The 26,681-nt window shown below is 64.3% G+C and carries 26 protein-coding genes and 1 tRNA gene; 23 read left to right on the top strand and 4 right to left on the bottom strand.

The window, feature by feature from the left end:
• The first annotated feature begins 5 nt into the window (after positions 1 to 5).
• From CIT40_RS19455 to CIT40_RS19425, 7 genes are all read left to right on the top strand, one after another.
• On the top strand, positions 6 to 221 hold the full coding sequence (locus CIT40_RS19455) for a hypothetical protein (RefSeq protein ID WP_014494728.1): 216 nt from the start codon (positions 6 to 8) through the stop codon (positions 219 to 221).
• Positions 218 to 1,693 (top strand): Asp-tRNA(Asn)/Glu-tRNA(Gln) amidotransferase subunit GatA, encoded by a 1,476-nt coding sequence (gene gatA / locus CIT40_RS19450; protein ID WP_094891874.1) that lies wholly within the window; start codon positions 218 to 220, stop codon positions 1,691 to 1,693. The genes CIT40_RS19455 and gatA overlap by 4 nt, the downstream gene beginning before the upstream one ends.
• Positions 1,684 to 1,986, top strand: a complete 303-nt coding sequence (locus CIT40_RS19445) for a hypothetical protein (protein ID WP_094891873.1) — start codon at positions 1,684 to 1,686, stop codon at positions 1,984 to 1,986. Before gatA ends, CIT40_RS19445 begins: the two co-directional genes overlap by 10 nt.
• Positions 1,983 to 3,461: an Asp-tRNA(Asn)/Glu-tRNA(Gln) amidotransferase subunit GatB gene (gene gatB / locus CIT40_RS19440; protein WP_094891872.1), complete on the top strand. Its 1,479-nt coding sequence runs from the start codon at positions 1,983 to 1,985 to the stop codon at positions 3,459 to 3,461. Before CIT40_RS19445 ends, gatB begins: the two co-directional genes overlap by 4 nt.
• A 19-nt stretch (positions 3,462 to 3,480) precedes the next feature.
• Positions 3,481 to 3,648, top strand: a complete 168-nt coding sequence (locus tag CIT40_RS19435; protein ID WP_162307574.1) for a hypothetical protein — start codon at positions 3,481 to 3,483, stop codon at positions 3,646 to 3,648.
• A gap of 1,396 nt (positions 3,649 to 5,044) precedes the next feature.
• Positions 5,045 to 5,311, top strand: coding sequence for a hypothetical protein (locus CIT40_RS19430; RefSeq protein ID WP_094891870.1), 267 nt, complete (start codon positions 5,045 to 5,047; stop codon positions 5,309 to 5,311).
• A 96-nt stretch (positions 5,312 to 5,407) separates the two neighbouring features.
• Entirely contained in the window at positions 5,408 to 5,617 is a 210-nt protein-coding gene (locus tag CIT40_RS19425; RefSeq protein WP_094891869.1) for a hypothetical protein, read from the top strand.
• A gap of 150 nt (positions 5,618 to 5,767) precedes the next feature.
• On the opposite strand, the gene CIT40_RS19420 is transcribed toward CIT40_RS19425, so the two are convergent.
• A tRNA-Ser gene (locus CIT40_RS19420) sits at positions 5,768 to 5,860 on the bottom strand.
• 802 nt (positions 5,861 to 6,662) lie between these two features.
• On the opposite strand from CIT40_RS19420, the gene CIT40_RS19415 reads away from it, so the two are divergent.
• Complete coding sequence (locus CIT40_RS19415; RefSeq protein ID WP_094891868.1) at positions 6,663 to 8,234, top strand: porin; 1,572 nt, start codon at positions 6,663 to 6,665, stop codon at positions 8,232 to 8,234.
• A gap of 497 nt (positions 8,235 to 8,731) precedes the next feature.
• Here CIT40_RS19415 and CIT40_RS19410 read toward each other — a convergent pair whose 3' ends face one another.
• Complete coding sequence (locus tag CIT40_RS19410; RefSeq protein WP_162307873.1) at positions 8,732 to 11,149, bottom strand: lytic transglycosylase domain-containing protein; 2,418 nt, start codon at positions 11,147 to 11,149, stop codon at positions 8,732 to 8,734.
• A 295-nt stretch (positions 11,150 to 11,444) separates the two neighbouring features.
• Between CIT40_RS19410 and dapA the strand changes: the two genes are divergently transcribed.
• From dapA to CIT40_RS19390, 4 genes are read left to right on the top strand one after another with little or no spacing between them, the layout of a single operon-like run.
• Positions 11,445 to 12,335 carry a 4-hydroxy-tetrahydrodipicolinate synthase gene (gene dapA / locus CIT40_RS19405; protein WP_094891866.1) on the top strand — a complete coding sequence of 297 codons (891 nt, stop codon included), beginning with the start codon at positions 11,445 to 11,447 and terminating at the stop codon, positions 12,333 to 12,335.
• A gap of 54 nt (positions 12,336 to 12,389) precedes the next feature.
• Positions 12,390 to 12,803 (top strand): large conductance mechanosensitive channel protein MscL, encoded by a 414-nt coding sequence (gene mscL, locus CIT40_RS19400; RefSeq protein ID WP_162307872.1) that lies wholly within the window; start codon positions 12,390 to 12,392, stop codon positions 12,801 to 12,803.
• Between the two features lie 59 nt (positions 12,804 to 12,862).
• Entirely contained in the window at positions 12,863 to 13,336 is a 474-nt protein-coding gene (smpB, locus tag CIT40_RS19395) for an SsrA-binding protein SmpB (protein WP_094891864.1), read from the top strand.
• Between the two features lie 4 nt (positions 13,337 to 13,340).
• Positions 13,341 to 13,922, top strand: coding sequence for a peroxiredoxin (locus CIT40_RS19390; protein WP_094891863.1), 582 nt, complete (start codon positions 13,341 to 13,343; stop codon positions 13,920 to 13,922).
• Here the strand turns inward: CIT40_RS19390 and CIT40_RS19385 are convergent.
• Both CIT40_RS19385 and CIT40_RS19380 read right to left on the bottom strand, forming a co-directional pair.
• Positions 13,919 to 14,593 carry a uracil-DNA glycosylase gene (locus CIT40_RS19385; RefSeq protein WP_094891862.1) on the bottom strand — a complete coding sequence of 225 codons (675 nt, stop codon included), beginning with the start codon at positions 14,591 to 14,593 and terminating at the stop codon, positions 13,919 to 13,921. The genes CIT40_RS19390 and CIT40_RS19385 overlap by 4 nt on opposite strands.
• Entirely contained in the window at positions 14,574 to 15,221 is a 648-nt protein-coding gene (locus tag CIT40_RS19380; protein WP_094891861.1) for a LabA-like NYN domain-containing protein, read from the bottom strand. The genes CIT40_RS19385 and CIT40_RS19380 overlap by 20 nt, the downstream gene beginning before the upstream one ends.
• A gap of 329 nt (positions 15,222 to 15,550) precedes the next feature.
• On the opposite strand from CIT40_RS19380, the gene rpoZ reads away from it, so the two are divergent.
• The 11 genes from rpoZ (at position 15,551) to parC (ending at position 26,513) form a co-directional block, all read left to right on the top strand.
• On the top strand, positions 15,551 to 15,943 hold the full coding sequence (rpoZ, locus tag CIT40_RS19375; protein WP_008133017.1) for a DNA-directed RNA polymerase subunit omega: 393 nt from the start codon (positions 15,551 to 15,553) through the stop codon (positions 15,941 to 15,943).
• 205 nt (positions 15,944 to 16,148) lie between these two features.
• On the top strand, positions 16,149 to 18,434 hold the full coding sequence (locus tag CIT40_RS19370; protein ID WP_094891860.1) for a RelA/SpoT family protein: 2,286 nt from the start codon (positions 16,149 to 16,151) through the stop codon (positions 18,432 to 18,434).
• Positions 18,435 to 18,531: 97 nt separating this feature from the next.
• Positions 18,532 to 19,284 (top strand): pyridoxine 5'-phosphate synthase, encoded by a 753-nt coding sequence (locus CIT40_RS19365; protein ID WP_094891859.1) that lies wholly within the window; start codon positions 18,532 to 18,534, stop codon positions 19,282 to 19,284.
• A complete protein-coding gene (gene acpS, locus CIT40_RS19360) occupies positions 19,281 to 19,700 on the top strand; it encodes a holo-ACP synthase (protein WP_028144381.1) in 420 nt (139 codons plus the stop codon). The genes CIT40_RS19365 and acpS overlap by 4 nt, the downstream gene beginning before the upstream one ends.
• 250 nt (positions 19,701 to 19,950) lie before the next feature.
• Entirely contained in the window at positions 19,951 to 20,715 is a 765-nt protein-coding gene (gene lepB / locus CIT40_RS19355) for a signal peptidase I (RefSeq protein WP_094891858.1), read from the top strand.
• On the top strand, positions 20,712 to 21,593 hold the full coding sequence (rnc, locus tag CIT40_RS19350) for a ribonuclease III (RefSeq protein WP_094891857.1): 882 nt from the start codon (positions 20,712 to 20,714) through the stop codon (positions 21,591 to 21,593). Before lepB ends, rnc begins: the two co-directional genes overlap by 4 nt.
• Positions 21,583 to 22,509 carry a GTPase Era gene (era, locus tag CIT40_RS19345; RefSeq protein ID WP_094891856.1) on the top strand — a complete coding sequence of 309 codons (927 nt, stop codon included), beginning with the start codon at positions 21,583 to 21,585 and terminating at the stop codon, positions 22,507 to 22,509. Before rnc ends, era begins: the two co-directional genes overlap by 11 nt.
• A gap of 21 nt (positions 22,510 to 22,530) precedes the next feature.
• Positions 22,531 to 22,911: a hypothetical protein gene (locus tag CIT40_RS19340; protein WP_094891855.1), complete on the top strand. Its 381-nt coding sequence runs from the start codon at positions 22,531 to 22,533 to the stop codon at positions 22,909 to 22,911.
• A 140-nt stretch (positions 22,912 to 23,051) separates the two neighbouring features.
• Positions 23,052 to 23,804: a DNA repair protein RecO gene (gene recO / locus CIT40_RS19335; protein ID WP_094891854.1), complete on the top strand. Its 753-nt coding sequence runs from the start codon at positions 23,052 to 23,054 to the stop codon at positions 23,802 to 23,804.
• A 101-nt stretch (positions 23,805 to 23,905) separates the two neighbouring features.
• Positions 23,906 to 24,193, top strand: a complete 288-nt coding sequence (locus CIT40_RS19330; protein WP_094891853.1) for a hypothetical protein — start codon at positions 23,906 to 23,908, stop codon at positions 24,191 to 24,193.
• A gap of 61 nt (positions 24,194 to 24,254) precedes the next feature.
• Positions 24,255 to 26,513 (top strand): DNA topoisomerase IV subunit A, encoded by a 2,259-nt coding sequence (gene parC, locus CIT40_RS19325; RefSeq protein WP_094891852.1) that lies wholly within the window; start codon positions 24,255 to 24,257, stop codon positions 26,511 to 26,513.
• Positions 26,514 to 26,681: the final 168 nt, after the last annotated feature.

The raw sequence follows: 26,681 nt of genomic DNA, 5'->3' as shown, positions 1-26,681 counted from the left end.
GTGCCATGTGCATGCTTTGCGACGATGAGAAGGCCTATCAGGCCTACATGAACTATCTCGACAAGATGGAGCGGCAGGGCAAGGCTGCCGATCCCAACGTCGCCGTCAATGCCGTGCTCGACGAGATCGAGGCTGCCGCGAACGCCGCCGCCAAGAAAAAAGACGACCCGGCCAACGACAAGACCCTGTCTCCGTTCTTCTGCAGCCCGATCAATAAATGACCGATTTGACATCGCTGACGCTCGCCGAGGCCCGCAAGGGTCTCGCGGCCAAGACTTTCACGTCCCTCGAGCTGACCGACGCGCATCTGAGCGCGATCGAAGCCGCGCGGGTGCTCAATGCCTTCGTGATGGAGACGCCGGAGCAGGCGCGCGACATGGCCAAGGCCGTGGACGAGAAGATCGCCAGGGGCGATGCCGGCCCGCTCGCCGGCATCCCGCTCGGCATCAAGGATTTGTTCGCGACCAAGGGCGTGCGCACGACGGCGTGCTCGAAGATTCTCGGCAATTTCGTGCCGACCTACGAGTCCACCATCACCTCGCAGCTGTGGCGCGATGGCGCGGTGATGCTCGGCAAGCTCAACAATGACGAGTTCGCGATGGGCTCGGCCAACGAGACCTCGTGCTTCGGTCCGGTCGGCAATCCCTGGCGGCGCGAGGGTAGCAACACCACGCTGGTGCCGGGCGGCTCGTCCGGCGGCTCGGCCTCGGCCGTGGCGGCGCTGCTCTGCATGGGGGCGACCGCGACAGACACCGGCGGCTCGATCCGCCAGCCGGCCGCGTTCACCGCGACCGTCGGCATCAAGCCGACCTATGGCCGCTGCTCGCGCTGGGGCATCGTCGCCTTTGCCTCCTCGCTCGATCAGGCCGGTCCCATTGCGCGTACGACGCGCGATGCGGCGATGCTGCTGCGCTCCATGGCCGGTCATGACCCGAAGGACACGACCTCGGTCGACATCCCCGTGCCTGACTACGAGGCCGCGATCGGCAAGTCCGTGAAGGGCATGAAGATCGGCATCCCCCGGGAATATCGTCTCGACGGCATGCCGGCCGAAATCGAAAAACTCTGGAGCGAGGGCGCAGCATGGCTGAAGGCGGCCGGCGCCGAGCTCGTCGAGGTCTCGCTGCCGCACACCAAATACGCGCTGCCGGCCTATTACATCGTGGCACCGGCGGAGGCGTCCTCCAACCTCGCGCGCTATGACGGCGTCCGCTACGGCCTGCGCGAGCAGGGCAAGAACATCACCGAGCTCTACGAGAACACCCGCGCCGAAGGTTTTGGTGCGGAGGTCCGCCGCCGCGTCATGATCGGCACCTATGTGCTCTCGGCCGGCTATTACGACGCCTATTATCTGCGCGCGCAGAAGGTGCGCACGCTGATCAAGAAGGATTTCGAGGATTGCTTCGCCATGGGCGTCGACGCGATCCTGACGCCGGCGACGCCGTCGGCGGCCTTCGGCATCGGCGAGAAGGGCGGCGGCGATCCGGTGGAGATGTATCTCAACGACATCTTCACGGTGACCGTGAACATGGCGGGCCTGCCCGGCATCGCCGTGCCCGCCGGCAAGGACGCGCAGGGCCTGCCGCTCGGCCTGCAATTGATCGGCCGTCCGTTCGAGGAGGAGACGCTGTTCTCGCTCGGCGAGGTGATCGAGCAGGCGGCCGGCCGCTTCACGCCCGCGAGGTGGTGGTGAATGCCGCCGCTTTCATCGCGAGCCTCGACGGCGCGGCGCCCGCGCCTGGGCTGAACGCGCCGCTGAGAGGTCTGTGGTGGGCCGCCAAGGGCGATTGGGAGCAGGCGCACGGGATCGTCCAGGACGACAACAGCCGTGACGCCGCCTGGGTGCACGCCTACCTGCACCGCGTCGAAGGCGATCTCGGCAATGCCGGCTACTGGTACCGCCAGGCCGGCCAGCCCGCTGCAAAGGATTCATTGGAAGCGGAGTGGGAGCGGATCGCTGCCACGCTGCTCGGGAGCACGACATGAGCACGGCCACGCACAAGCTTCTCAAGGGCGCCACCGGTGACTGGGAGGTGGTCATCGGCATGGAGATCCATGCCCAGGTGACGTCGAAGTCGAAACTGTTCTCCGGCGCGTCCACCGCGTTCGGCGGCGAGCCGAACGCGCAGGTGTCGCTGGTCGATGCCGCGATGCCGGGCATGCTGCCCGTCATCAACGAGGAATGCGTCAGGCAGGCTGTCCGGACCGGGCTTGGTCTCAACGCGCAGATCAACCTGCGCTCGGTGTTCGACCGGAAGAACTATTTCTATCCGGACCTGCCGCAGGGCTACCAGATCAGCCAGTACAAGTCGCCGGTGGTCGGTGAGGGCGAGGTGATCGTCGATCTCGACGGCGGCCGCAGTGTCTCCATCGGCATCGAGCGGCTGCACCTGGAGCAGGATCCCGGCAAGATGCTGCACGACCGGTCGCCGTCGCTGTCCTACATTGATTTCAATCGCTGTGGCGTGGCGCTGATGGAGATCGTCTCGAAGCCGGACATCCGCGACGCCGAGCAGGCCAAGGCCTATGTCACCAAGCTACGCTCGATCATGCGCTATCTCGGCACCTGCGACGGCGATATGGAGAAGGGATCCCTGCGCGCCGACGTTAATGTATCCGTGCGCAAGCCCGGCGCGCCGCTCGGCATCCGCTGCGAGATCAAGAACATGAACTCGATCACCTTCATCGGCCAGGCGATCGAGTATGAAGCGCGGCGCCAGATCGAGATCCTGGAGGACGGCGGTCAGATCGAGCAGGAGACGCGCCGGTTCGATCCCGGCAAGGGCGAGACGCGCTCGATGCGGTCCAAGGAAGAGGCGCACGACTATCGCTACTTCCCCGATCCCGACCTGCTGCCGCTCGAATTCAGCCAGCAATTCGTCGACGAGTTGAAGGCGAAGCTGCCGGAGCTGCCGGACCAGAAGAAGACGCGCTTCGTCGCCGATCTCGGCCTCTCGGCCTATGATGCGAGCGTGCTGGTCGCCGAGCGCGAGAGCGCGGTGTTCTACGAGACCGTGCTCGACAAGCTCGGCAACCGCGCGCGCGACGGCAAGATGGCGGCGAACTGGGTGATCAACGAGCTGTTCGGCCGTCTCAACAAGGAAGGCCGGGATATTACGGGCTCTCCGGTAAGCGCAGAGCAGCTCTCGGGGATCGTCGACCTGATCGGCGAGGGTACGATCTCCGGCAAGATCGCGAAGGATCTGTTCGAGATCGTCTGGCAGGAGGGCGGCGATCCCCGCGCGCTGGTCGAAAGCCGCGGCATGAAGCAGGTCACGGATATTTCCGCGATCGAAAAGGTTGTCGACGACATCATCGCGGCCAATCCCGACAAGGCCGCGCAGGTCAAGGACAAGCCGCAGTCGCTCGGCTGGTTCGTCGGCCAGGTGATGAAGGCGTCCGGCGGCAAGGCCAATCCGCAGAGCGTCAACGACCTGCTCAAGTCGAAGCTCGGCGTCTGACGTCGCACGTTCGAACGAGGTGACGGACAAGTTCGTCACCTCGTTTTCGTTCCTCGATGCGACGCTCGCGCGCATCCTCGGCGGTAAACTTCATCCCATTGATGGCGACGCGACGGCCGAATCGCCGTCACGCGATTCGCGCAAAACGGCGGCTCGCAGACGCTCCGACCAGCGCTCGCGCCATTAATCATGAAAATATTTTCGTTGCCAAAAATCGCGACTCAGAGTCCGCGAAACGCCTTTGCAAGGTGATCTCGACCATCACGATGCGCACCGTCGGGTCGATCGTGCGCGATGCGCGCGTGCAGGAAAATACTTGCTGCATAGAGTTTTCTGCAATCGCATCTCTCGCGGACGTCGACGATGCGGGTACTCCGCGCGATCGTGCAAACACGTCGTGCAGCGTGCTTGCATCGCGCTCGCCAAGCGCACGCGTCTTGCGTCGTCAACACTTCTTTAAGCGAGACGCTGTTTTTTTCGTTGTGTTGGTGTATTCGGGATGAGTGTGCACTCGATCCCCGAATGCATGCAGCGATTAAGCCATCTCACACATCGGAGGGCAACATGGCCAAGAAAGCTAAGAAGGCAAAGAAGGCGAAGAAGGCGAAGAGCGCAGTGAAGAAGACTGCGAAGAAGACCCGCAAGGTCGCCAAGAAGAAGTAACTTCGCTTCTGAAGTTGCCGGCTCCTCGAGAGCCGGCACGTCATCAGCGCCTCCTGGAGGTTCTGGTCGACGATAGAGGGTGTCGGCGAGACATCAGGTCAACGGTCGGACCGTTCTGTTTTGCGGTCCGGCAGAAGAAACGAGTTTTCTTCGTTCGGTGCGGGGCCGGTTCTCCGGTTCTGCAATTTCACGAGTAGCCTCGCGGTCAAAGTGGAATCTGGTCCTGACGTGTTCGCCGACGCCCTCGTTCTCCTGAGGCCGGGGTATTGCCGGCATTTCCTTTTCCCCACATTGCTGATCCGACCACGGCGTGATCGTTGCGCTGGCCGCTCCACCTTGGGCTCATGAGGGCTGCGGCCTGATTGCGCGCTGCTCGCACGCCGCTTCCGCCATTCGCGCTGTCATCGCCGGGCGTCGACCGGGCGATCGAGACCGCCGCGGCTTCTCGTGCGACATGGCTGTCCCGGGAATGCCGGTCATCCGCCTGCCGCCTTCGCTGTAGTCTCTGCGCTCCAGGACGACGGGTCCCGGCGAAAGCCTGGACAGTGGCGGAGCGTGGCTGCCGACGACGCGTGGTAACGACACGGGATGCGTCCCACCGCGCGCGATGGTTATCGATGTCCCAAAATCCCAGGGTAAACCAAATCTGACGAATCGCGGAAGTGCCTGCAAATCAGGGACTTCTTGAATTCTGCGCGCCGGCGCCGCGCGCTCGCGTTTACGTCTGCTTCATCGCGATACTTAAACTGCCATTCAAATTTGCCCGCCATCATCACCTCCAACAAGCCGGCAAACGGCATTGGTCGGGAAGACCAAGGGATGAGTTGAACAGTGCACGGTCCCAGGAAGGGTCATGCACATCAGAGTTGGACGGGAGCCGCGCTCGGGGGAGCAAGGCACAAGAAAAAAGGGGATGCGTTATGTTTCAGGGTACTTTCGATCTGGAGACGGCAACGCCGATCGACGCGACCGCGCTGTCGGACGTGCTGTTCGAGCGCGGGATCTATTGGGCGAGCGGCCGGTCCGGGCTCGTCGATCTCGTCGCCGCGCACAAATGGTTCAACCTCGCCGCCCTGAAGGGTCGCAAGGACGCCGTGACGATGCGCCAGGAAGTCGCCGGTCAGATGTCGGAGGCCGAGATCTCGGCCGCGCAGCGCGAGGCGAGGGCGTGGGTCTCCACGCACTGAACCAAGCATCGCATCCGCACCCGTGTTCGCACGGGTGGGCCTGATTGCGCTGAATCAAGTCTTTATGTCGTGTCGCCACATAAGACCGGTGACGGCATGAACGAGCCCGACACCGATGAACGATGGCTGCCGATTCAGATCGCTCCCGATGAGTGCGATCTGGAACTCGGACGCCCACACAAGACGGGGATTCTGCCCTGGTCGTTTCCGTGCCGGCGCAGGTCCGGCGTCTGGTACAACGTCTGGGCCGGCGAGGCGGTGCTGATTTCGCCCTCGCATTGGCGGATCTGGCGGTTCCACGGCTAGACGCAGACCCAAGCACTCACCCACACATATAAGACGGTGCGAATCGAGGCGAGTCTGCAGCGCCGATCCTTGCGCCAGGCTTTCGCGCGAGCCCTCACGACTACCTTCAGGTGAGCGGACGCATAAACCCTGATTGATTCGACTGCTGGGTGGCGGAGAGGGAGGGATTCGAACCCTCGATACAGCTTGAGACCGTATGACGCTTTAGCAAAGCGTTGCCTTCAGCCACTCGGCCACCTCTCCGGTGCGAGCCTTATGCATCTAATTGCTTGGGGCGGTCAATTTGGAAGCGTGTGTTTTCGTTCGAATATTCCCAGCGATTTTCTCAACAGAGCAGTTTGCTCCCGGGGCATGACCGCAACGTTGCGAGAATGGGCGCCGAGCTGGATCGTCCCAGGGACGATTTCGCCGAAGAGAACCTATTTGCTCGCGTAAGAGGCTGTATTGATTGGAAGAATCAAGGGATTCGGGAGCCGCGGTCGAAATTTCGAATAGTGTCGTCTCCGCCCGCCTGCCCAACAACCCCCGCTATCCACAGATGGTGCGTGTCACGCGCTTTGGGGCCGCGCCTCCATCAGCCGGGAAGGCGCGGAGCAGGTCGATGCCTTCTCCTTGAGTCTCCCTGTGATTCCACGATTCGAGTGCGTCAAAGCCTCTCGCGGCCTGGATCTCGCCCGCGGTGTCTTAAGCAGGGAAATTTGACGGCAGATGGAACCGCTCCAAAAGAGTAAATAAAAACAATGCGTTACGAGGGCGGCTTGATCACATCTGCGTGTTATTTGTGCAACACCCGTCGGAAAACAAGCTTCTCAGGCCCGTTTCGAAGCGTTCTGTTGTTGTGTGTGCAAGGACGTTCGGTAATTGTGACTGAGCGACGGAGGGGGGCATCCCGAGGTCGTCCCGTTTAGGTCTTTCGCTTAAGTCCCTCGCGTTCATGCGGGTGTGTCCGAAGACGCGAAGAGGCTCAAAGCGGTGATTTGAAGGGGGTTGGGGAATTGGCCGTCCGGTCAGTAACCTTCCCTGAAGAGCAACTTGGAGGTTTAACATGAAGTTGGTTAAGAGCCTTTTGCTCGGCTCAGCGGCGGGTCTGATCGCCGTGGGCGGAGCGCAAGCAGCCGATCTCCCCGTGAAGGCCAAGGCGGTCGAATACGTGAAGATCTGCTCGCTGTACGGCGCCGGTTTCTACTACATCCCGGGCACCGACACCTGCATCAAGCTGGGTGGTTATCTGCGCGCTGAAGTCGCGCTGAACACCAACTCGGACTTCAGCGGCCAGCTCACCGGCAACAACGGTGCGCGCAATCGTCTGACGAACTACTACACCATGCGCGCTCGTGAAGATCTCAACATCGACACGCGCACCGCGACCGAGTACGGCGTCGTCCGTACCTTCTTCGACGGCGTGTTCTCCTGGACCACCGGCAACTACGCCGGCACCGGCAGCGCGACCGGCGCGACCGCCTACAGCGGCACGCTGGCTCTCAACACCTCGGGCGCTGCCCCGGCGCTCGTTGGTTCGTCGATCAACGGCACCGACGGCAACACCTCGGGCGGTTCGCTCGGCGTGTACTACGCCTTCATCCAGTTCGCCGGCTTCACCATGGGTAAGGCCGTGTCGCAGTTCGACGCGCCCTGGACCAACTATCCCGGCAACAACTTCGACAGCCTCGTCGGCGGTTCCGGCACGGTCACTGGTGTCGCCCAGTTCACCTACACCGCTGACTTCGGTCAGGGCGTGACGGCGTCGTTCTCGGCTGAAGACGCGACGGCCTACTACCAGGCCGGCAACCTGAACATGACCGGCGCGACTGCTGCCGGCATGATCGGTGGCTCCTATGGCTCCAACGCCATCAGCGGCTCGCGTTCGCCGAACCTCGTCGGTATGGTTCGTGTCGACCAGGCTTGGGGTCTGTTCCAGGCGTCGGTCGCTGCGCATGACAACCACGTTGCCTACTACGGCGCTACCGAGCCGACTGGCCACCCCGACGACAAGTGGGGTTGGGCTGTTCAGCTCGCTCTGTCGATCAAGAACATCCCGACTGGTGCGGGTGACGTGATCAACATTTCGGGCGTCTACACCGACGGCGCGTCCCGCTACAACTTCCAGAACCTGGCGGGCGGCAGCTACTCGATGTTCGGCAACTCCGGCATCGCCTACCAGAGCGTCGGCTTCGCCATCGCTCCGGACACCGTGTTCATCACGGGCGGCGCGCAGGAAACCGTCAAGACCTGGGGCTTCCGTGGTGCTTACACCCACAACTGGGATGCCTACTGGAACACCGCGCTGTACGGTGCCTACGCTCAGGCGCAGTACGGTTCGCTGGCCAAGACCACGCTCTGCGGCGCCGGTGGTGCTGGCGGCGTGTTCGGCGGTCTCGCCGGTGTGACGGGTTGTAATCCTGACTTCGCCATCGGCCAGGTCGGTATCATCACCCGCTGGACCCCGGTCAAGAACCTCACCTTCTCGGCTGACCTGAACTGGACCCATCTCGACCAGAAGTACTCCGGTACTGTTGGTTACGCTGGTTCCGGCACGACGGCCAAGCCGGCCGCTGTGTACGAGCTCAAGGATCAGGACACCATCACCCTGCTCCTCCGCGCTCAGCGCAACTGGTAAGTTCGGTCTAACGACCTGACAGAGAGCCCCGGCGGGAAACCGCCGGGGCTTTTCTTTTGCCGCGTTGCTTGCTGTCTCGCTTCGCGCAACGGGCCAAGTTGGCGCGTCGCTCTCGGTTGGTCGGACGTCGCTGGTATCTGATGGAAGCCGTAGCGGAAGAGGGGAGCCCCGTGCTTGCCGTCGCTGACAGTGGCGCTCAGGCGGAGGATTGCCGATGGCCGGCGTGCCTGCGCAAACGCCTCGCTGATCTGCCTTTGCAGCGAAGGCGACAGGCGCCTTTATCTGCACCGCGAGGCAACGGCGAGCGTGCCGATCTGACAGCAACAACCTGTCGCAGCGTCGAAGGAATGCGTCGAGGAGGGCCCGCCTGAGGATCGCCTTCGGAGGATCGCCTTCTGAGAATCGCCTTGGATCTCCGGATATGCTTCGGCGGCTCAGGTCCAGGCAAGACAGCGCTCGCCACCCCAGCGCGCGGCTGCGAATCGAGGCGCGGATCGCTATTCCACGCTGCCGGCGCCGCGGCGCAGATCGGCCTCGATCTGCAGGCGCGTGCCGCCGCCGAAGCGGGCCCGGTAGACCTGCAGGTTCTCCATGATCCGCTGCACGTAATTGCGCGTCTCGGAGAACGGAATCAGCTCGACCCAGTCGACCGCATCGACCTTGGGGTCACGCGGATCGCCGTAGCGCTCGACCCACTTCCTCACGCTGCCGCGGCCGGCATTGTAGGCGGCGAAGGTCATGATGTAGGAGCCGCGATAATCCTCGAGCAGTCCGCCGAGCTCGGCCGAGCCGAGCGTGGCGTTGTAGACCGAATCGTTCTTCAGCCGCCCCAGATCGTAGGTCGCGCCGTGCCGCTTGCAGACATAGCGCGCGGCGTCGGGCGTCACCTGCATCAGGCCGTAGGCCTGCGCCGGCGAAACAACACGGGGATTGAAGGCGCTCTCCTGCCGCGCGATCGCATAGACGATACTGCGCTCGACGTCGGGACCGATCGGCGTGAACTGCGGAATGCCGTTGACGGGGTAGGCGTAGAAGTCGAACGGCAGGCCGCGATTGAGCGCGCCCTTGCCGAGCAGCAGCATCCCGCGCGCGTCGTTGTAGCGCTGTGTCAGCTCGCCAAGGCCGACGAGCGCTTCGGGATCGCCGTTCTCGCCCATGTCGGCCAGCAGCGGTATCGCCATCTCGCGCTCGTCGAGCTCGTAGAGCAGTTGCGCGGCGCGCACGATCTCCAGCCGTTCGGCGCCGCGGCCGCGCGGCTGGCTGTTGAGCTCGATCTGCGGCAGGCCGAGCTTGGCCCGGGCGAGCTGGCCGTAATAGCTGGTCGACTGTTCGGCGGCGCGGGCATAGGCGTTGCGCGCCTCCTGCTGGCGCCCCGCGGCTTCCGCGGCGCGGCCCTGCCAATAGCCGGCACGCGCCAGCGCGGTCGGATTGACGCTACCGACGCCGATCCGGGCGAAATGCTGGGTGGCGGCTGCGGGGTCGTTGAGAAAGCGCAGCGCGATCCACCCGGCCGTGAACTCCTGCTCGGTCTTGTAGATGTCGCGCGAGGGCAGTGCGGCGTCGCGCGCGATCAGATAGGCGCTCCGGAATTCCTCGGTGTCGATCATCTTGCGCGCGAGGAGGCGCCGCTCGATCCACCATTCGTCGAGATTGTGGAGACGACCCGGATCCTTCGGCGCGGACAGCATGAGCTGCGCCGCCTCGGCGAATTTCTCCTCGCGGCGCAGCAACTGGATCTTGCTGAAGATGAAGCCGGGATCGTTGTGCAACTCGCGCGGCACGGCGTCGAGCAGCGCGCGCGCGTTGGGCGCTTTCTTGACGGCGGCGATGCGGGCCCTGGCGAGCGCGACATAGCCGGCGCCGAGGCGCATTGCGGCGCGCATCGCGGCCTCATTCTCGCTGCCATAGAGTAGGGTGTCCATCCGCGCCTTCTGGTCGCCAGGCGTCAGCAGGGCGCCGAACTGGTCGAGCGCATTGTTCTCGGTGTCCTCGGACATCGGATCGCTGCGCCAGGCCTCGCGCACCAGCCGCTCGGCGTTGCCGCGGTCGCCGCGCGCCAGCATCGCCTTGGCGAGCGTGAAGCGGCCCTTGGCGGACACAGGAGATTCGTTCTCGAACCACGACCACGCAACGGAATCGTCGCGCCTGTCGTCCCACATCGCAGCTTCCAGGCGCCGGCGCAGGAAGGTCTGCGACGGCCAGCTCGGATTGGCGGAGAGGAAGGCGCGGTAGCGCTCCACGGTCGCGCCATTGTCCTCGCTGCGCAGGATGATCCACTCCGCGAGTTTTCGCGCGACCGGATCCGAGATGCCTGCTGCGACGTTGCTGGCGTCACCCGCCTTGCGCTTGCGCACGAGCTCAATGACGCTCTCCAGCGCATCCTTGTCACCCTGCGGGGTCGAGGACGTCGCAGCGACCGCGGCCGGTATGACCGGCTTGCGCGGCGCGGCATGCTGGCGGGTCGCCGGCGCCAGCACAGGGGCCACGGCCGGCTTGGCGGCGGGTGCGGAAGGTCTGACGGCGGTGACGGCCGGCGCGGGTGCGGTTTTCGGCGGCGAGCCGCTGGCGGTCGGATGCGATTTCGGCGCAGCTGCAGCTGCGGCAGGCTTGGGCTTGTCCTTCGCGGGCTCTTTTCCGGCGCTCTTGCCGGCGTCCTTGCCGGTCTCCTTGGCCGGTTTCTTCGCAGCGTCCTTGGCCGGAGCGCCGGCGGCACCCTTGCTTGCGCCTTTGCTCGCCCCCTGGCTTGCTCCTTTGGCCGCGTCTTTCGCAGTTTCCTTGCCGGTTCCCTTGGACGCGCCCTTCGTGGTGTCCTTGCTGGGGGTCTTGCCGGCTGGCTTCGCGGTGTCCTTGCCCGCGTCCGCGCTCGTCTCATTTGATTTGGCCAAGGCGGCGCAGCCGACCGTCAGCCCTGCCATCAGGCACAGGATCAGACCGGTGGATCGCCAAGCGGCACGAGGGAATGAGGTCACGGCGTTTCGTCGCCCCGAATCAGTCAACTGGCCCAAGACCTACCTGTACAAGATCTAGCTGTATTTGATTGAATATGCGGACAAAATACCAACAGCCGCTTACCGCCGCCCGGTTTGCACCACCACCGCGGCAAAATCGCGGCCTAAACGGTGCGTCACACGGAAGCGGGCCTTTTACCGACGGGATAGACCCGATATGAAAGGGGCTTGCTCAAGAGATAGCCGCGTACGGAGGAAGTCCATGGCAGCCAAGACGAAATTCCGGGGGTCCTTCACCGCCTTGGTCACACCGTTCAAGAACGGCTCGCTGGATGAGGCGGCATTTCGATCCCTGGTCAACTGGCAGATTTCGGAGGGCACCAACGGCCTGGTCCCGGTCGGCACCACCGGCGAGAGCCCGACGCTCAGCCATGACGAGCACAAGAAGGTGGTCGAATGGTGCATCGCTGAAGCCAAGGGCCGCGTGCCCGTGATCGCGGGTGCCGGCTCCAACTCGACCAAGGAGGCGATCGAACTCGCCCAGCACGCCGAGAAGGCGGGCGCGAACGCCGTGCTCGTGGTGACGCCATACTACAACAAGCCGACCCAGGAAGGCATGTACCAGCACTTCAAGGCCATCAACGACGCGATCGGCATTCCGATCATCATCTATAACATCCCGCCGCGCTCGGTGATCGACATGTCGGTCGACACCATGACGAGGCTGTGGGAGCTGAAGAACATCGCCGGCGTCAAGGACGCCACCGCCAGCATGGTGCGCGTGTCGCAGCAGCGCGCGGCGATGGGCGAGGATTTCAACCAGCTTTCGGGCGAGGACGCGACCATCATCGGCTACATGGCTCATGGTGGCCATGGCTGCATCTCGGTGACCTCGAACGTCGCACCGCGCCTGTGCTCGGAATTCCAGGCCGCCTGGGCCAGGGGGGACCATGCCACCGCGCTGAAGATTCACGACAAGCTGATGCCGCTGCACAACAACCTCTTCATCGAGAGCAACCCGGCGCCGATCAAGTACGCGATGTCGCTGCTCGGCAAGCTCGACGAGACGCTGCGGCTGCCGATGGTTCCGGTCACCGAGCCGACCCGCGTTGCCGTTCGCAGCGCCATGGTGCACGCTGGCCTGATCAACTGATGGGGTGACCAAGCCGGGAGGCCGTTCATGAGCGTTGACGACAAGGGCAGGCGGATGCTCACGGAGTTCCGCGAATTCGCAATGAAGGGCAACGTCGTCGATCTCGCGGTCGGCGTCATCATCGGCGCGGCCTTCGGCGCCATCGTCACCTCGCTGGTCGGTGACATCATCATGCCGATCATCGGCGCGGCGACCGGCGGCCTCGACTTCTCGAACTACTTCGCCCCCTTGTCGAAGGCGGTGACCGCCACCAACTTAGCGGATGCGAAAAAGCAAGGCGCCGTACTTGCTTACGGTAGCTTCCTGACGCTGACGATCAACTTCATCATCGTCGCCTTCGTGCTGTTCCTGGTGATCCGCGCCATGAACACTCTGAAGCGGAAGGAGGAGACCAAGCCCGCGGAGCCGCCGAAGCCGTCGGCGGAGGTGGTGTTGCTGACCGAGATCCGCGATCTCCTCAAGAAGTGACGCGCGCGCTTCATCCAAACTGTTAACATCGCCGCGCATCGCGCTCAGGTCCCATCGCCATGGCTGATAAGAACGAACGTCCGATCAAGGTCATGGCGGAAAATCGCAAGGCCCGCTTCAACTATGCGATCGAGGATACGATCGAGGCGGGTATTGCGCTGACCGGCACCGAGGTGAAGTCGATCCGCAACGGCAAGAGCACGATCGCGGAATCCTACGCCGACTCCAAGGACGGCGAGATCTGGCTGATCAACGCCACCATTCCCGAATATCTGCAAGGAAACCGCTTCAATCACGAGCCCAAGCGGCCGCGAAAGCTGCTGCTCCATCGCAAGCAGATCAACAAGCTGATGGGCGCCGTCGACCGCGAGGGCATGACGCTGATCCCGCTCAAGCTCTACTTCAACGAGCGGGGCCGCGCTAAATTGCAGCTGGCAGTTGCAAAAGGCAAGAAGCTGCACGACAAGCGCGAGACCGAGAAGAAGCGCGACTGGAGCCGGGAGAAGGGCCGCCTGATGCGGGCGAGGGGATAGCGAGATGAACCAGCGCAACCTGCTCGAGGTCGATTGGAGCAAGATTCCCGCCCCTGAAGACGACGGCGGCGCCGCGCACCTGACCGGCAAGACGCTGCCGCCAATCGGCCTGCTCGCGACCGACGACACCTCGGTGACGCTGTCGACGCTGCGCGGCCGGACCGTGGTGTTCGCGTATCCCCGCACCGGCGAACCCGGCAAGATTTCGTTGGTCGACGATTGGGACATGATTCCAGGCGCGCGCGGTTGCACGCCGCAGACCTGCGCGTTTCGCGATCTGTTCGCCGAGCTGAAGGCCGCCGGCGCGGCGCAGGTGTTCGGTCTTTCGACGCAGAGCAATGCCTACCAGACCGAGATGGCGTCGCGGCTGCATCTGCCGTTTCCGGTCCTCTCGGACGAGAAGCTGGCGCTGACGCGCGCCCTGAATCTGCCGACCATGGAGGTCGCGGACCTCACGCTGATCAAGCGCCTCGCGCTGATCGTCGACGACGGCAGGATAACGCACGTGTTCTACCCGGTGTTTCCGCCCGACCGGAACGCAGGCGACGTGCTGGACTGGCTGAAGGCCAATCCGGCCAAAAGCTAATCGAGATCCGCCTTCACCTTGGCGAACACGCTCCTGAACATGTCCGGCGTCAGCACACCCGTGTTCGTGTTGTAGCGCGAGCAGTGGTAGCTGTCGTAGAGCTTGAACGCGCCGGCCTGATGCACGGCGCCGTGGCCGAAGGGGGCCTGGGAGGCTTTCAGCTTCAGCGGCTTGAGCACGCTGTCGTGCGCAATCCGCCCGAGTGCGATGATCGCGCGCAGCTTCGGCATCGTCTCGAGATTCGCCACCAGAAATTGCCGGCAGGTGTTGATCTCGACCGGCAGCGGCTTGTTCTGCGGCGGAACGCAATGCACTGCGTTGGCGATACGGCAGTCGACCAGCTTCAGTCCGTCATCGGGACGGGCATGATAGGTGCCCTTGGCAAAGCCATATTCAAGCAGCGTGGCGTAGAGCAGGTCACCGGCATAATCGCCGGTGAACGGCCGCCCCGTGCGATTGGCGCCCTGCATCCCCGGCGCAAGGCCGACGATCAACAGGCGGGCCTTGATGTCGCCGAAGGGCGCAACCGGCGCATTGTGCCATAACGGCTCGCGCGCCCGGTTCGCTTCGCGAAAGGCGACCAGGCGCGGGCAGAGCGGACAATCACGGTCGGGAACGACGTTGGGAGACTGGCGGCTGAGCCGTGCCGCCTCACTCCTCGAAGTCGACATCGCCCCTCGGCGCCATCGTGGTTGCGCGCTGGAGGAATTGCGGGGCGTGGTGGCGTCCCTCACCACGCTCGCCGCGGTCACGCGGGGCGGGGCGTTCGGACGGGTCGCGGCCGAGCTTGGATTGCAGCTCGACGAGATCGGTGAAGACGTCGGCCTGGCGGCGCAGCTCGTCGGCGATCATCGGCGGCTGGCTGGCGATGGTGGAGATCACCGTGACCCGCACGCCGCGGCGCTGCACGGCCTCGACCAGGGAGCGGAAGTCGCCGTCACCGGAGAACAGCACCATCTGGTCGATGTGCTCGGCAAGCTCCATGGCGTCCACGGCGAGCTCGATGTCCATGTTGCCCTTGACCTTACGGCGGCCGGAGGCGTCGATGAACTCCTTGGTCGCCTTGGTCACGACGGTGTAGCCGTTGTAATCCAGCCAGTCGATCAGCGGGCGGATCGAGGAGTATTCCTGATCCTCGATGATCGCGGTGTAGTAGAACGCCCGGAGCAGCGTCCCGCGGCTCTGAAACTCCTTCAGGAGGCGCTTGTAATCGATGTCGAAGCCCAGAGTCTTCGCGGTCGCGTAGAGATTGGCTCCGTCGATGAAGAGCGCGATCTTGTCGGTAGAGGAAGGTGACATTCAGTTTGCTCGCGTAGTGTTCGTGATTGATGTTTTATTGTTGGCGCGGCGACAGCAGGCCGCGCATTTCTAGAGTGCCGCTGAGACCCGTCGAAACCGCACATCCGGAGAAGTCGGGGCAATCAAGGTATAGTTATGACGGACTTGCATACACCCGGCGCCGCCCTCGATGGCAGCCCGGGACACCACCCATCCCAGCCCCAATGTGGGGGTAGCAGAGCCGTTTGGCGAGGCCAAATCACAATTTGGCCTTGCGAAACCGCCCCAGCCCCTATAACTAGCCCCAATCATCCACATATTTCGTCCCACCCACAACGGAGCGACAGTCCATGGCTCGCGTCACCGTAGAAGATTGTATCGACAAGGTCGACAACCGGTTTGACCTGGTCCTGCTGGCCGCCCACCGTGCCCGCATGATTTCGTCCGGATCACAACTAACGGTTGACCGCGATAACGACAAGAACCCTGTTGTGTCTTTGCGCGAAATTGCTGACACGACGATTTCGCCCGAGGACCTCCGCGAGGAGCTGGTGCACTCGCTCCAGAAGTTCGTCGAGGTCGACGAGCCCGAGCCCGATACGGTGCCGCTGATCGGTTCCGCAGGCGCGAGCGTCGATGCGGACGATACCGAAGTCGCCGTCGAGCGCATGACCGAAGAGGAGCTTCTGAAGGGCCTCGAAGGCCTTGCGCCGCCCGAGGAGCAGCCCGAGGAAGACGAGTAAATCGTCCGTCGCGATCGTCGATGTCTTGTGATCTTATCAAAGGCCCGAACCATTGTTCGGGCCTTTGCTTTTGTTGACGTTTTCGTGGTTACCATGACGTTGCGGTTGGCGATGCGTCCTGTCACTGAATTGATCGGACACAAGCGCGATCGGCGCTAAGATGTATACAACGGGCAGGCCCAGGCCCGTTTGAAGGCAGGACGGGATGGTCTATCGGCGCCGCAGATCCACGCAGATGCAGGCCGCAACCGAATCGGTTGCCGTGGCCCCGACTGCGCCGGTCGCGCGCCCGGCCAAGCCCCGCGCGCGCATGATGCGTCAATATGACCTCGTCGAGCGTGTCAGGTCCTACAACCCCAACACCAACGAAGACCTGCTGAACCGCGCCTATGTCTACGCCATGAAGGCGCACGGCTCGCAGACCCGCGCCTCGGGCGATCCGTATTTCTCGCATCCGCTCGAAGTGGCGGCGATTCTCACGGACCTGAAGCTCGACGACGCCACCATCGTGGCCGCGCTGCTCCACGACACCATCGAGGACACCGAGGCGACGCGGGCCGAGATCGACCAGATCTTCGGGCCGGAGATCGGCGCGCTGGTCGAGGGCCTGACCAAGCTGAAGCGGCTCGAACTGGTGTCGCGGGAGGCCAAGCAGGCCGAGAACCTGCGCAAATTGTTGCTGGCCATTGCCGACGATGTCCGCGTGCTCCTGGTCAAGCTCGCCGACCGCCTGCACAACATGCGGACGCTGGACTTCGTGCCGACGGAATCGCGCCGCCGCATCGCCGAGGAGACGCTCGACATCTATGCGCCGCTCGCGGGGCGCATGGGCATGCAGGAAATGCGCGAGGAGCTGGAGGATCTGTCCTTCCGCACCCTCGATCCCGAAGCCTATTCGGTCGTGATGCAGCGCCTCGATGCGCTCGCCGAACGCAACCGCAACCTGATCGGCGAGATCGAGGACCAGCTCTCCAACAATCTGCGCCACAGGGGCCTGGGGGCACGGGTCTATGGCCGCCGCAAGAAGCCGTTCTCGATCTGGACCAAGATGGAGCGCAAGTCGGTCGGCTTCGAGCAATTGTCCGACATCTTCGGCTTCCGCCTGGTCGTCAACGACATCGAGGCCTGCTATCGCGCGCTCGGCATCGTCCACACCACCTGGCCGGTCGTGCCCGGGCGCTTCAAGGACTACATCTCGACGCCGAAGCAGAACGACTACCGCTCGATCCACACCACGGTGATCGGCCCCGGCAACCAGCGCGTCGAGCTGCAGATCCGCACCGAGGCGATGGACCAGATCGCCGAGCGCGGCATCGCCGCGCACGTGTTCTACAAGGAGGGCGTCGGGTCGCCGAACGAATTCCTCAAGCGCGAATCCAACGCTTTCGCCTGGCTGCGCCACACCATCGGCATCCTCTCGGAGAGCGCCAACCCGGAGGAATTCCTCGAGCATACCAAGCTCGAGCTGTTCCACGATCAGGTGTTCTGCTTCACCCCGAAGGGCAAGCTGATCGCGCTGCCGCGCCACGCCAACGTGATCGACTTCGCCTATGCCGTCCATACCGACGTCGGCAACAGCGCGGTGGGCTGCAAGATCAACGGCCAGTTCGCGCCGCTGTCCTCGGAGCTGCAGAACGGCGACGAGGTCGAGGTGCTGACTTCGGAAGCGCAATCGGCGCCGCCTTCGGCCTGGGAGACGCTGGCGGTCACCGGCAAGGCCCGCGCCGCGATCCGCCGCGCCACCCGGACCGCCGTGCGCGATCAATATGCCGGCCTCGGCCGCCGCATCGTCGAGCGCCTGTTCGAGCGCGCCAAGATCGAATACGCCGACGATAAGCTCAAGGGCGCGCTGCCGCGGCTGGCGCGGACCTCGATCGAGGACGTGATGGCGGCCGTGGGGCGCGGCGAGATCAAGGCCTCCCACGTCGCGCGGGCGATGTATCCCGACTACAAGGAGGAGCGCATCGCGCGCTACGGCGTCAAGAAGGGGCTCGCCGCCAAGCTCAAGGAGAAGTCGTCGGAGCCGCCGCGCAGCCCGGTCGCGATCCCGATCCGCGGCATCAATTCCGACCTGCCGATCAAGTTCGCGCCGAACGGCGGCGCGGTGCCGGGTGATCGCATCGTCGGCATCGTCACGCCCGGCGAAGGCATCACGATCTACCCGATCCAGGCGCCGGCGCTGAAGGATTTCGAGGAGGAGCCGGAGCGCTGGCTCGACGTCCGCTGGGACATCGAGGACTCCGCGCCGCAGCGCTTCCCCGCCCGCATCAGGGTCGAGAACGTCAACGAGCCCGGCGCGCTGGCGCAGATCGCGACTGTGATCGCCGAGCACGACGGCAACATCGACAACATCAGCATGCAGCGCCGCTCACCGGACTTCACGGAAACGACGATCGATCTCGAAGTCTACGATTTGAAACATTTGAGCGCGATCCTGGCCCAACTGCGCGCGAAGGCGGTCGTCGCCAAAGTCGAACGTGTCAATGGATGAGTTCTGTCGTTGCCGGGCTAGACCCGGCAACCCATCTTTTCGAAGGGGATGGATGCGCGGGTCGCGCCCGCGCATGACAAGTTGAGAGAGTTCTAGAATGCCCGCAATTCCGCTTCGCCTCGGCGTCAATATCGATCACGTCGCAACCGTGCGTAACGCGCGCGGCGGTCGCCATCCCGATCCGGTGCGCGCGGCGCTGCTGGCGATCGAAGCCGGTGCCGACGGCATCACCGCCCATTTGCGCGAGGATCGCCGCCACATCCGCGACGAGGACATGGCGCGGCTGAAGGCCGAGATCTCCAAGCCGCTCAATTTCGAGATGGCGGCGACCGACGACATGATGCGGATCTCGCTTGCCACCAAGCCGCACGCGGTGTGCCTGGTGCCGGAGCGCCGGCAGGAGGTGACCACCGAGGGCGGCCTGGATGTGGTCGGCCAGCACAACGCGCTCGCGCCCTACATCGCGCGGTTGAACGACGCGGGGATCCGCGTCTCGCTGTTCATCGCCGCCGATCCCGCCCAGATCGAGATGGCGGCGCGGCTGCGCGCGCCGGTGATCGAGATCCACACCGGCGCCTGGTGCGACGCTGTGGTCGACGGTCACACCGAAAAGGCCGAGGCCGAATGGCAGCGGATCGTGGCGGGCGTGAAGCTGGCCAAGGCCGCCGGGCTCGAGGTCCATGCCGGCCACGGGCTCGACTATCAGACGGCGGAGACGATCGCAGCGCTGCCTGACATCATGGAGCTCAACATCGGCTATTACATGATCGGCGAAGCGCTGTTCGTGGGTCTCGCCGAGACGGTGCGCAGCATGCGCGCGGCGATGGACCGAGGCCGGAGCCGGGCATGATCATCGGCATTGGCTCCGACCTGATCGACATCACCCGCGTCGGCAAGGTGATCGAGCGTCATGGCGAGCGCTTCCTCGACCGCATCTTCACCGCGGCGGAGCGGGCCAAGGCGGAGCGGCGGGCCAAGAACGAGAAGATGGTGGTGGCGACCTACGCCAAGCGCTTCGCCGCCAAGGAGGCCTGCTCCAAGGCGCTCGGCACCGGAATCCGGCGCGGCGTCTGGTGGCGCGACATGGGGGTGGTCAACCTGCCGGGCGGGCGGCCGACCATGCAGTTGACCGGCGGGGCGCTGGCCCGGCTCCAGGCCCTGACCCCGGAGGGGTTCGAGGCGCGGATCGACCTGTCGATCACCGACGACTGGCCGCTGGCGCAGGCCTTCGTCATCATTTCCGCCGTCCCGCTGCCGAAACCCTGACGGGGCGCCCCGCGGTTTTGTGATTTGTGTTATAAATCAGCATCTTATGCAGTTTTGATGCGATCCTTGATTGCGTGGCCTCCGACAACCGTCTAAAAGTCCGCGGACGCAAATCAGCTTGGGTCAATTCGGCTTTACGCCGGAATTGGCCCTCACTATCAGAATCAGGACAATCTCCTTGCGCCGCGAACCGATGGGCCGTTCGCGGGAGGAGGGCGCTCTGTGATCGCCGGCCGGAATTGAGAGAGCAATGAGCGTGACTTCGGGAACGAAAACTGAGAGCGGCATCGGCGAAACGATCCGGGTCGTGATCCACGCTCTCCTGATCGCGCTGGTGATCCGCACCTTCCTGTTCCAGCCTTTCAACATCCCGTCCGGCTCGATGAAGGCGACGCTGCTGGTCGGCGACTATCTGTTCGTCTCGAAATATTCATACGGCTACAGCCACTATTCGATTCCGTTCTCGCCGCCGCTGTTCTCCGGGCGGATCTGGGGCTCGGATCCGGCCCGCGGCGACATCGTCGTGTTTCGTCTGCCGAAGGACGATTCCACCGATTACATCAAGCGCGTGATCGGCCTTCCCGGCGACCGCATCCAGATGCGCGACGGGCTGCTCTACATCAACGACACGCCGGTCGAGCGGCAGCGCATGAGCGAATATGTCGGCGAGGAGCCCTGCGGCTCGGAAGGTGGCGGCATCTCCCGGGTGAAACGCTGGAAGGAAACGCTGCCGAACGGCGTATCTTACGAGACGCTCGACTGCGCCGACAACGGCTACGTCGACAACACCAACGTCTACACCGTGCCATCGGGCCATTTCTTCATGATGGGCGACAACCGCGACAACTCCACCGACAGCCGCTTCCTCGGCCAGGTCGGCTACGTGCCGCAGGAAAATCTGATCGGCCGCGCGCAGATGATCTTCTTCTCCATCGGCGAAGGCGAGCATGCATGGATGTTCTGGCGCTGGCCGTGGGCGGTGCGCTGGAATCGCTTCTTCAAAATCGTCCGATGAAAGACGAAGCCAAGGACATCGCGACCGAACCGATCGAGGCACAAGCGGGCCCCGACGGCGAAGCTGCGACCAAGAGCCTTGCAACCAAGACTCCTGACACCAAGACTCCCGACACCAAGACTCCCGACGCCAAAACGCCCGCGAAGAAGAAACGCACGCGGAGCAGCAAGGCCAAGGGCACCGATGCCAACGCGGCGCTCGAGGCGCGCATCGGTCACAGCTTCGCCGACCCGAACATGCTGATGCAGGCGATCACGCATGTCTCGGCGCTGAAGTCCGGGCGCAAGCGGGGCGACAGCTATCAGCGCCTGGAATTCCTCGGCGACCACGTGCTCGGGCTCGTCGTCTCCGACATGCTCTATCATGCGTTCCCGAACGCCGATGAGGGCGAGCTGTCCAAGCGACTTGCCGAGCTCGTGCGCAAAGAAAGCTGCGCCGACGTCGCCAAGTCGCTCGGTCTGCTCGACGACATCAAGCTCGGTTCGGTCGGCTCCAGCGCCGACGCGCGCCTGCGCAAGTCCATCCTCGGCGACATCTGCGAGGCCGTGATCGGCGCCGTCTTCCTCGACGGCGGCTACGCGGCGGCGTCCGAATTCGTCAAGCGCAACTGGACCGAGCGCATGCACAAGCCGCGCCGTCCCTTGCGCGATCCCAAGACCGTGCTGCAGGAATGGGCGCAGGGCAAGGGACTGCCGACGCCGGTTTACCGCGAGGTCGAGCGCACCGGCCCGCATCACGATCCGCAATTCCGCGTCGCGGTGGACCTGCCGGGGCTCGCGCCTGCCGAAGGCATCGGCGGCAGCAAGCGCGCGGCAGAGAAGGTGGCAGCTTCAGTGATGATCGAACGAGAAGGTGTTGGCGGCAGCAATGACGGCTGAAGCAAGCGGCGAGACGCCCCCTGCGACGCGCTGCGGTTTCGTTGCGCTGATCGGCGCGCCGAATGTCGGCAAGTCCACGCTGGTCAATGCGCTGGTCGGGGCCAAGGTCACGATCGTCTCGCGCAAGGTGCAGACCACGCGCGCCCTGATCCGCGGCATCGTCATCGAGAACAACGCGCAGATCATTCTGGTCGACACGCCCGGCATCTTCCTGCCGAAGCGCCGGCTCGACCGCGCCATGGTTTCGACCGCCTGGAGCGGGGCGCATGACGCCGATCTCGTCTGCGTGCTGATCGACGCCAAGGCCGGGATCGACGAGGAGGCCGAGGCGATCCTCACCAAGGTCGCGAGCGTCAATCACGAGAAGATTCTGGTGATCAACAAGGTCGATCTGGTCCAGCGCGAGAAGTTGCTGGCGCTGGCGCAGGCCGCCAACGAGCGCACGACGTTCGCGCGGACCTTCATGATCGCGGCGATCTCGGGCGACGGCGTCGACGACCTCCGCGAGACGCTGTCCGAGATGGTGCCGGCAGGGCCGTTCCTCTACCCCGAGGACCAGATGTCGGACGCGCCGATGCGGCAGCTTGCGGCCGAGATCACGCGCGAAAAAATCTATCAGAAGCTGCACCAGGAATTGCCCTACCAGTCCACGGTCGAGACCGAGAAGTGGGAGGAGCGCAAGGACAAGTCGGTGCGGATCGAGCAGACGATCTTCGTCGAGCGCGAAAGCCAGCGCAAGATCGTGCTCGGCAAGGGCGGCGCCACCATCAAGTCGATCGGCGCGGACTCGCGCAAGGAACTGATGCAGATCCTTGACGTGCCGGTCCACCTGTTCCTGTTCGTCAAGGTGCGCGAGAACTGGGGCGACGATCCCGATCGCTACCGCGAGATGGGCCTGGACTTTCCGAGAGAATAACCAAGAACAGATCGGTATCCGATGAGCGTGCCCAGCAATGTCCGGCGCTTCGAAGCGCTGCTTTATGCATCGTTGATGCTGGACGCCTTGTCCGTTGCAGTGCAGGACCGGACGCCGAGTGCCGAGGTGACCGAGCAGATGGTCATGACGGGGACCTTGCTCGCCGGCGTCATGATCCTGCTCCTAGTCTATTTCGTCCGGCTCGCCGCGCAAGGGCGCAAGAACTGGCCGCGCTGGGTGCTCGCGGCAGCGCTCGTGCTGTCGGTGATCTCGCTCGGCCAGATCATCGGCGAGAAGGGCATGGAGCTCGACAGCGCCATCGAGATCGTCTCCTGCGCGCTGACGACGATGGGCCTCTATTTCTCCTTCACCGGCGACGCCCAGGGCTGGTTCAACGCGTGATTTTTTGCGCGATGCCGTAGGGTGGGCAAAGGCGCGCCCCTGCGCGCCGTGCCCACCATCTCACCATGGTCGCAAAAATGCGTGGGCACGCTTCGCTTTGCCCACCCTACGACGGCTCGAAATGCGATAAGATTCCTCCCATGGAATGGACCGACGAGGGCATCGTGCTGGGCGTGCGGCGGCATGGCGAATCCAGCGCCATCGTCGAGCTCTTGACGCGCGGGCACGGCCGCCACCTCGGTCTCGTGCGCGGCGGCGCCGGATCGCGGATGCGGCCCCTGCTGCAGCCGGGGAACAGCGTCGGCGTGGTATGGCGGGCGCGGCTGGACGAGCATCTCGGCACCTACGCCATCGAGGGCTTGAAGCTGCGTGCGGCCACGCTGCTCGGATCGTCCCATGGTGTCTACGGCGTCACCCATCTCGCCTCGATTGCGCGCCTCCTGCCGGAGCGCGATCCGCACGAAGAAATCTTCGCGCTGCTCGAACATTCGCTCGACGATTTCGAGGATATCGGGAGCGCGGCGGTGCACGTCATCCATTTCGAGCTGGCGATGCTGGCCGAACTCGGCTTCGGGCTGGCGCTGGAGAATTGCGCGGTCACCGGCGAGACCACGGACCTGATCTATGTCTCGCCGAAATCCGGCGGCGCGGTGTCGCGCGGCGCGGGCGAGCCATGGCGTGACCGGCTGTTGCGGCTGCCGCCGTTTCTGCGCCAGGGCGAGGTGCAGGGGGAGCTTACCGACGAGGATCTCCAGGATGGCTTTCGGCTCACCGGGCTGTTCCTGCTGCGCCACGTGCTGGAGCCGCGCGGGCAGGTGCATTCCGACGCGCGTGCCGGCTTCATCAACGCGCTGACGCGACAGCAGGCCAAAGCCGCAATTTCCGCGCCATGAGCTCAGCGGGACTCTGCCTTGTCTCCCGACATGGAGTTCCCTGGAACGAAATCGGGTTCGGTGGACTTGGCTCCTCAGGTTCCACCAAGGGGATAGCCCAAATGTTGATCAGGGGATTCGCCTTGTCTGCGGCGCTGCTCGCGTTTGCGCCTGATGCCATCGCCGGCGAGCCGCAACCGGGCGTGTTTCGGCGGGCATCCTGCACCGTCGTCCGGTACTATGTGGCCAAATATTCCGCTGCGGCCGCAGAGACATGGGCGCGGTCCAAGGGAGCGACGGAGGCTGAAATCGAGGTCGCCCGGCGCTGCCTGACCAATGCTCCGACCACCACACAGGCCCAGAAGGCTCAGGCCACCCAGCCTGTGACGGCCGGCTGGGCCGGCCACTAGGCAGCCCACAGGGAACCAATCCATCCTTGCCCGATTCGCTTCCACGGTTTAACCGGGCGGCATGGGAAAACGAATCGTTCCGCCGGAAGAACCGGCCGAAATTCACGAGGTGCCGCTGCGTGAAGCGCTCGAGGAGCGCTATCTCGCCTATGCGCTCTCCACCATCATGCACCGCGCGCTGCCCGACGCGCGCGACGGGCTGAAGCCGGTTCATCGCCGCATTCTTTACGGCATGCGCCTGCTCAGACTCGACCCCGGCACCGCCTTCAAAAAATCCGCCAAGATCGTCGGCGACGTGATGGGCTCGTTCCATCCGCATGGCGACCAGGCGATCTACGACGCCATGGTCCGCCTCGCGCAGGATTTCTCCTCGCGCTATCCGCTGGTCGACGGCCAGGGCAATTTCGGCAATATCGACGGCGATAACCCGGCCGCCTACCGCTACACCGAAGCGCGCATGACCGACGTCGCGCGCCTCCTGCTCGAAGGCATCGACGAGGACGGCGTCGAGTTCCGCCCCAATTACGACGGCCAGTCGAAGGAGCCGGTCGTGCTGCCCGGCGGCTTCCCGAACCTGCTGGCCAACGGCGCGCAGGGCATCGCGGTCGGCATGGCGACCTCGATCCCGCCGCACAACGCCGCCGAGCTCTGCGAAGCCGCGCTGCATTTGATCGAGAAGCCCGACGCCAAGTCCAAGGCGCTGATGAGGTGGGTGAAGGGCCCCGATTTCCCGACCGGCGGCATCTGCGTCGATTCCAAGCAGTCCATTGCCGAGGCCTACACCACCGGCCGTGGCTCGTTCCGCGTCCGCGCGCGGTGGGAGCAGGAGGAGGGCGCGCGAGGCGCCTGGGTCGTCGTCGTCACCGAGATTCCCTTCCTGGTGCAGAAGTCGCGGCTGATCGAGAAGGTCGCCGAGCTGCTCGACCAGAAGAAGCTGCCGCTGGTCGGCGATATCAGGGACGAATCGGCCGAAGACGTCCGCATCGTGATCGAGCCGAAATCGAAGAACGTCGATCCCGCCTTGATGATGGAATCGCTGTTCCGGCTCACCGAGCTCGAGAACAAGATTCCGCTGAACCTCAACGTCCTGATCAAGGGCCGCGTCCCCAAGGTGGTGGGCCTGGCCGAGTGTCTGCGCGAATGGCTCGACCATCTGCGCGACGTGCTGATCCGCCGTACCAGACACCGCAAGGGCGAGATCGAGCATCGGCTCGAAATCCTCGGCGGCCTGCTGATCGCCTATCTCAACATCGACGAGGTGATCCGGATCATTCGCACCGAGGACGAGCCGAAGCCCGCCCTGATCAAGGCGTTCAAGCTCACCGAATTGCAGGCCGAGTCCATCCTCAACATGCGCCTGCGCAATCTGCGCAAGCTCGAGGAGATGGAGATCCGCACCGAGGAAAAGGATCTGCGCAAGGAGCTGAAGGGCATCGAGGGGCTGCTCGCCTCCGAGACCGAGCAGTGGAAGAAGGTCGGCGAACAGGTCGGCAAGGTGCGCGACATGTTCGGGCCGAAGACGCCGCTCGGCAAGCGCCGCACCACTTTTGCCGATGCGCCCGAGCACGACCTCGCCGCGATCGAGGAGGCCTTCGTCGAACGCGAGCCGGTGACGGTCGTGGTCTCCGACAAGGGCTGGATCCGCACCATGAAGGGCCATGTCGAGGATCTCTCGGGGCTGGCCTTCAAGCAGGACGACAAGCTCGGCTTCGCGTTCTTCGCCGAGACGACCTCGAAGCTGCTGCTGTTCGCCACCAACGGCAAATTCTATTCGCTCGACGTGGCCAAGCTGCCGGGCGGCCGCGGCCACGGCGAGCCGATCCGCCTGTTCATCGACATGGAGCAGGAGGCCGCGCCCGTCGCGCTGTTCGTCAACAAGGGCGGACGCAAATTCCTGGTCGCGAGCACCGAGGGCCAGGGCTTCGTGGTCAACGAGGACGACTGCGTCGGCACCACCAAGAAGGGCAAGCAGGTCCTCAACGTCGACATGCCGAACGAGGCGCGCGTGGTCACCGAAGTGCTCGGCGACACCGTCGCGGTCATCGGCGACAACCGCAAGATGCTGATCTTCCCGCTCGACCAGGTGCCGGAGATGGCGCGCGGCCGCGGCGTCCGCCTGCAGAAGTACAAGGACGGCGGTCTCTCCGACATTGCCGTGTTCGAGGCCAAGGCCGGCCTGACCTGGAAGGATTCCGCCGGCCGCGAGTTCTCCGCGACCATGAAGGAGCTCGCTGAGTGGAAAGGCACCCGCGCCGACGCCGGCCGCCTGCCGCCGAAGGGTTTCCCGAAGTCGAACAAGTTCGGCAAGGTGATCGGGTAGGGGCTCTCGTGTCCCGGACGCGCTGCAGCGTGCAGCGCTGCTGCGCAGAGCCGGGACCCACGCTGCATCGTTTGCCCGGAGACATGGGCCCCGGCTCTGCAGCGCACCGCTGAAGGAGCGCTGCGCTGCGTCCGGGGCACGGATGAGCGTGTCGTGCATACCTTTCCC

This window comes from Bradyrhizobium amphicarpaeae (genome assembly GCF_002266435.3).
Taxonomy (GTDB): Bacteria; Pseudomonadota; Alphaproteobacteria; order Rhizobiales; family Xanthobacteraceae; genus Bradyrhizobium; species Bradyrhizobium amphicarpaeae.
Note: the sequence above shows the minus strand (reverse complement) of the source record. Positions and strands in the feature narration are given on the sequence as shown.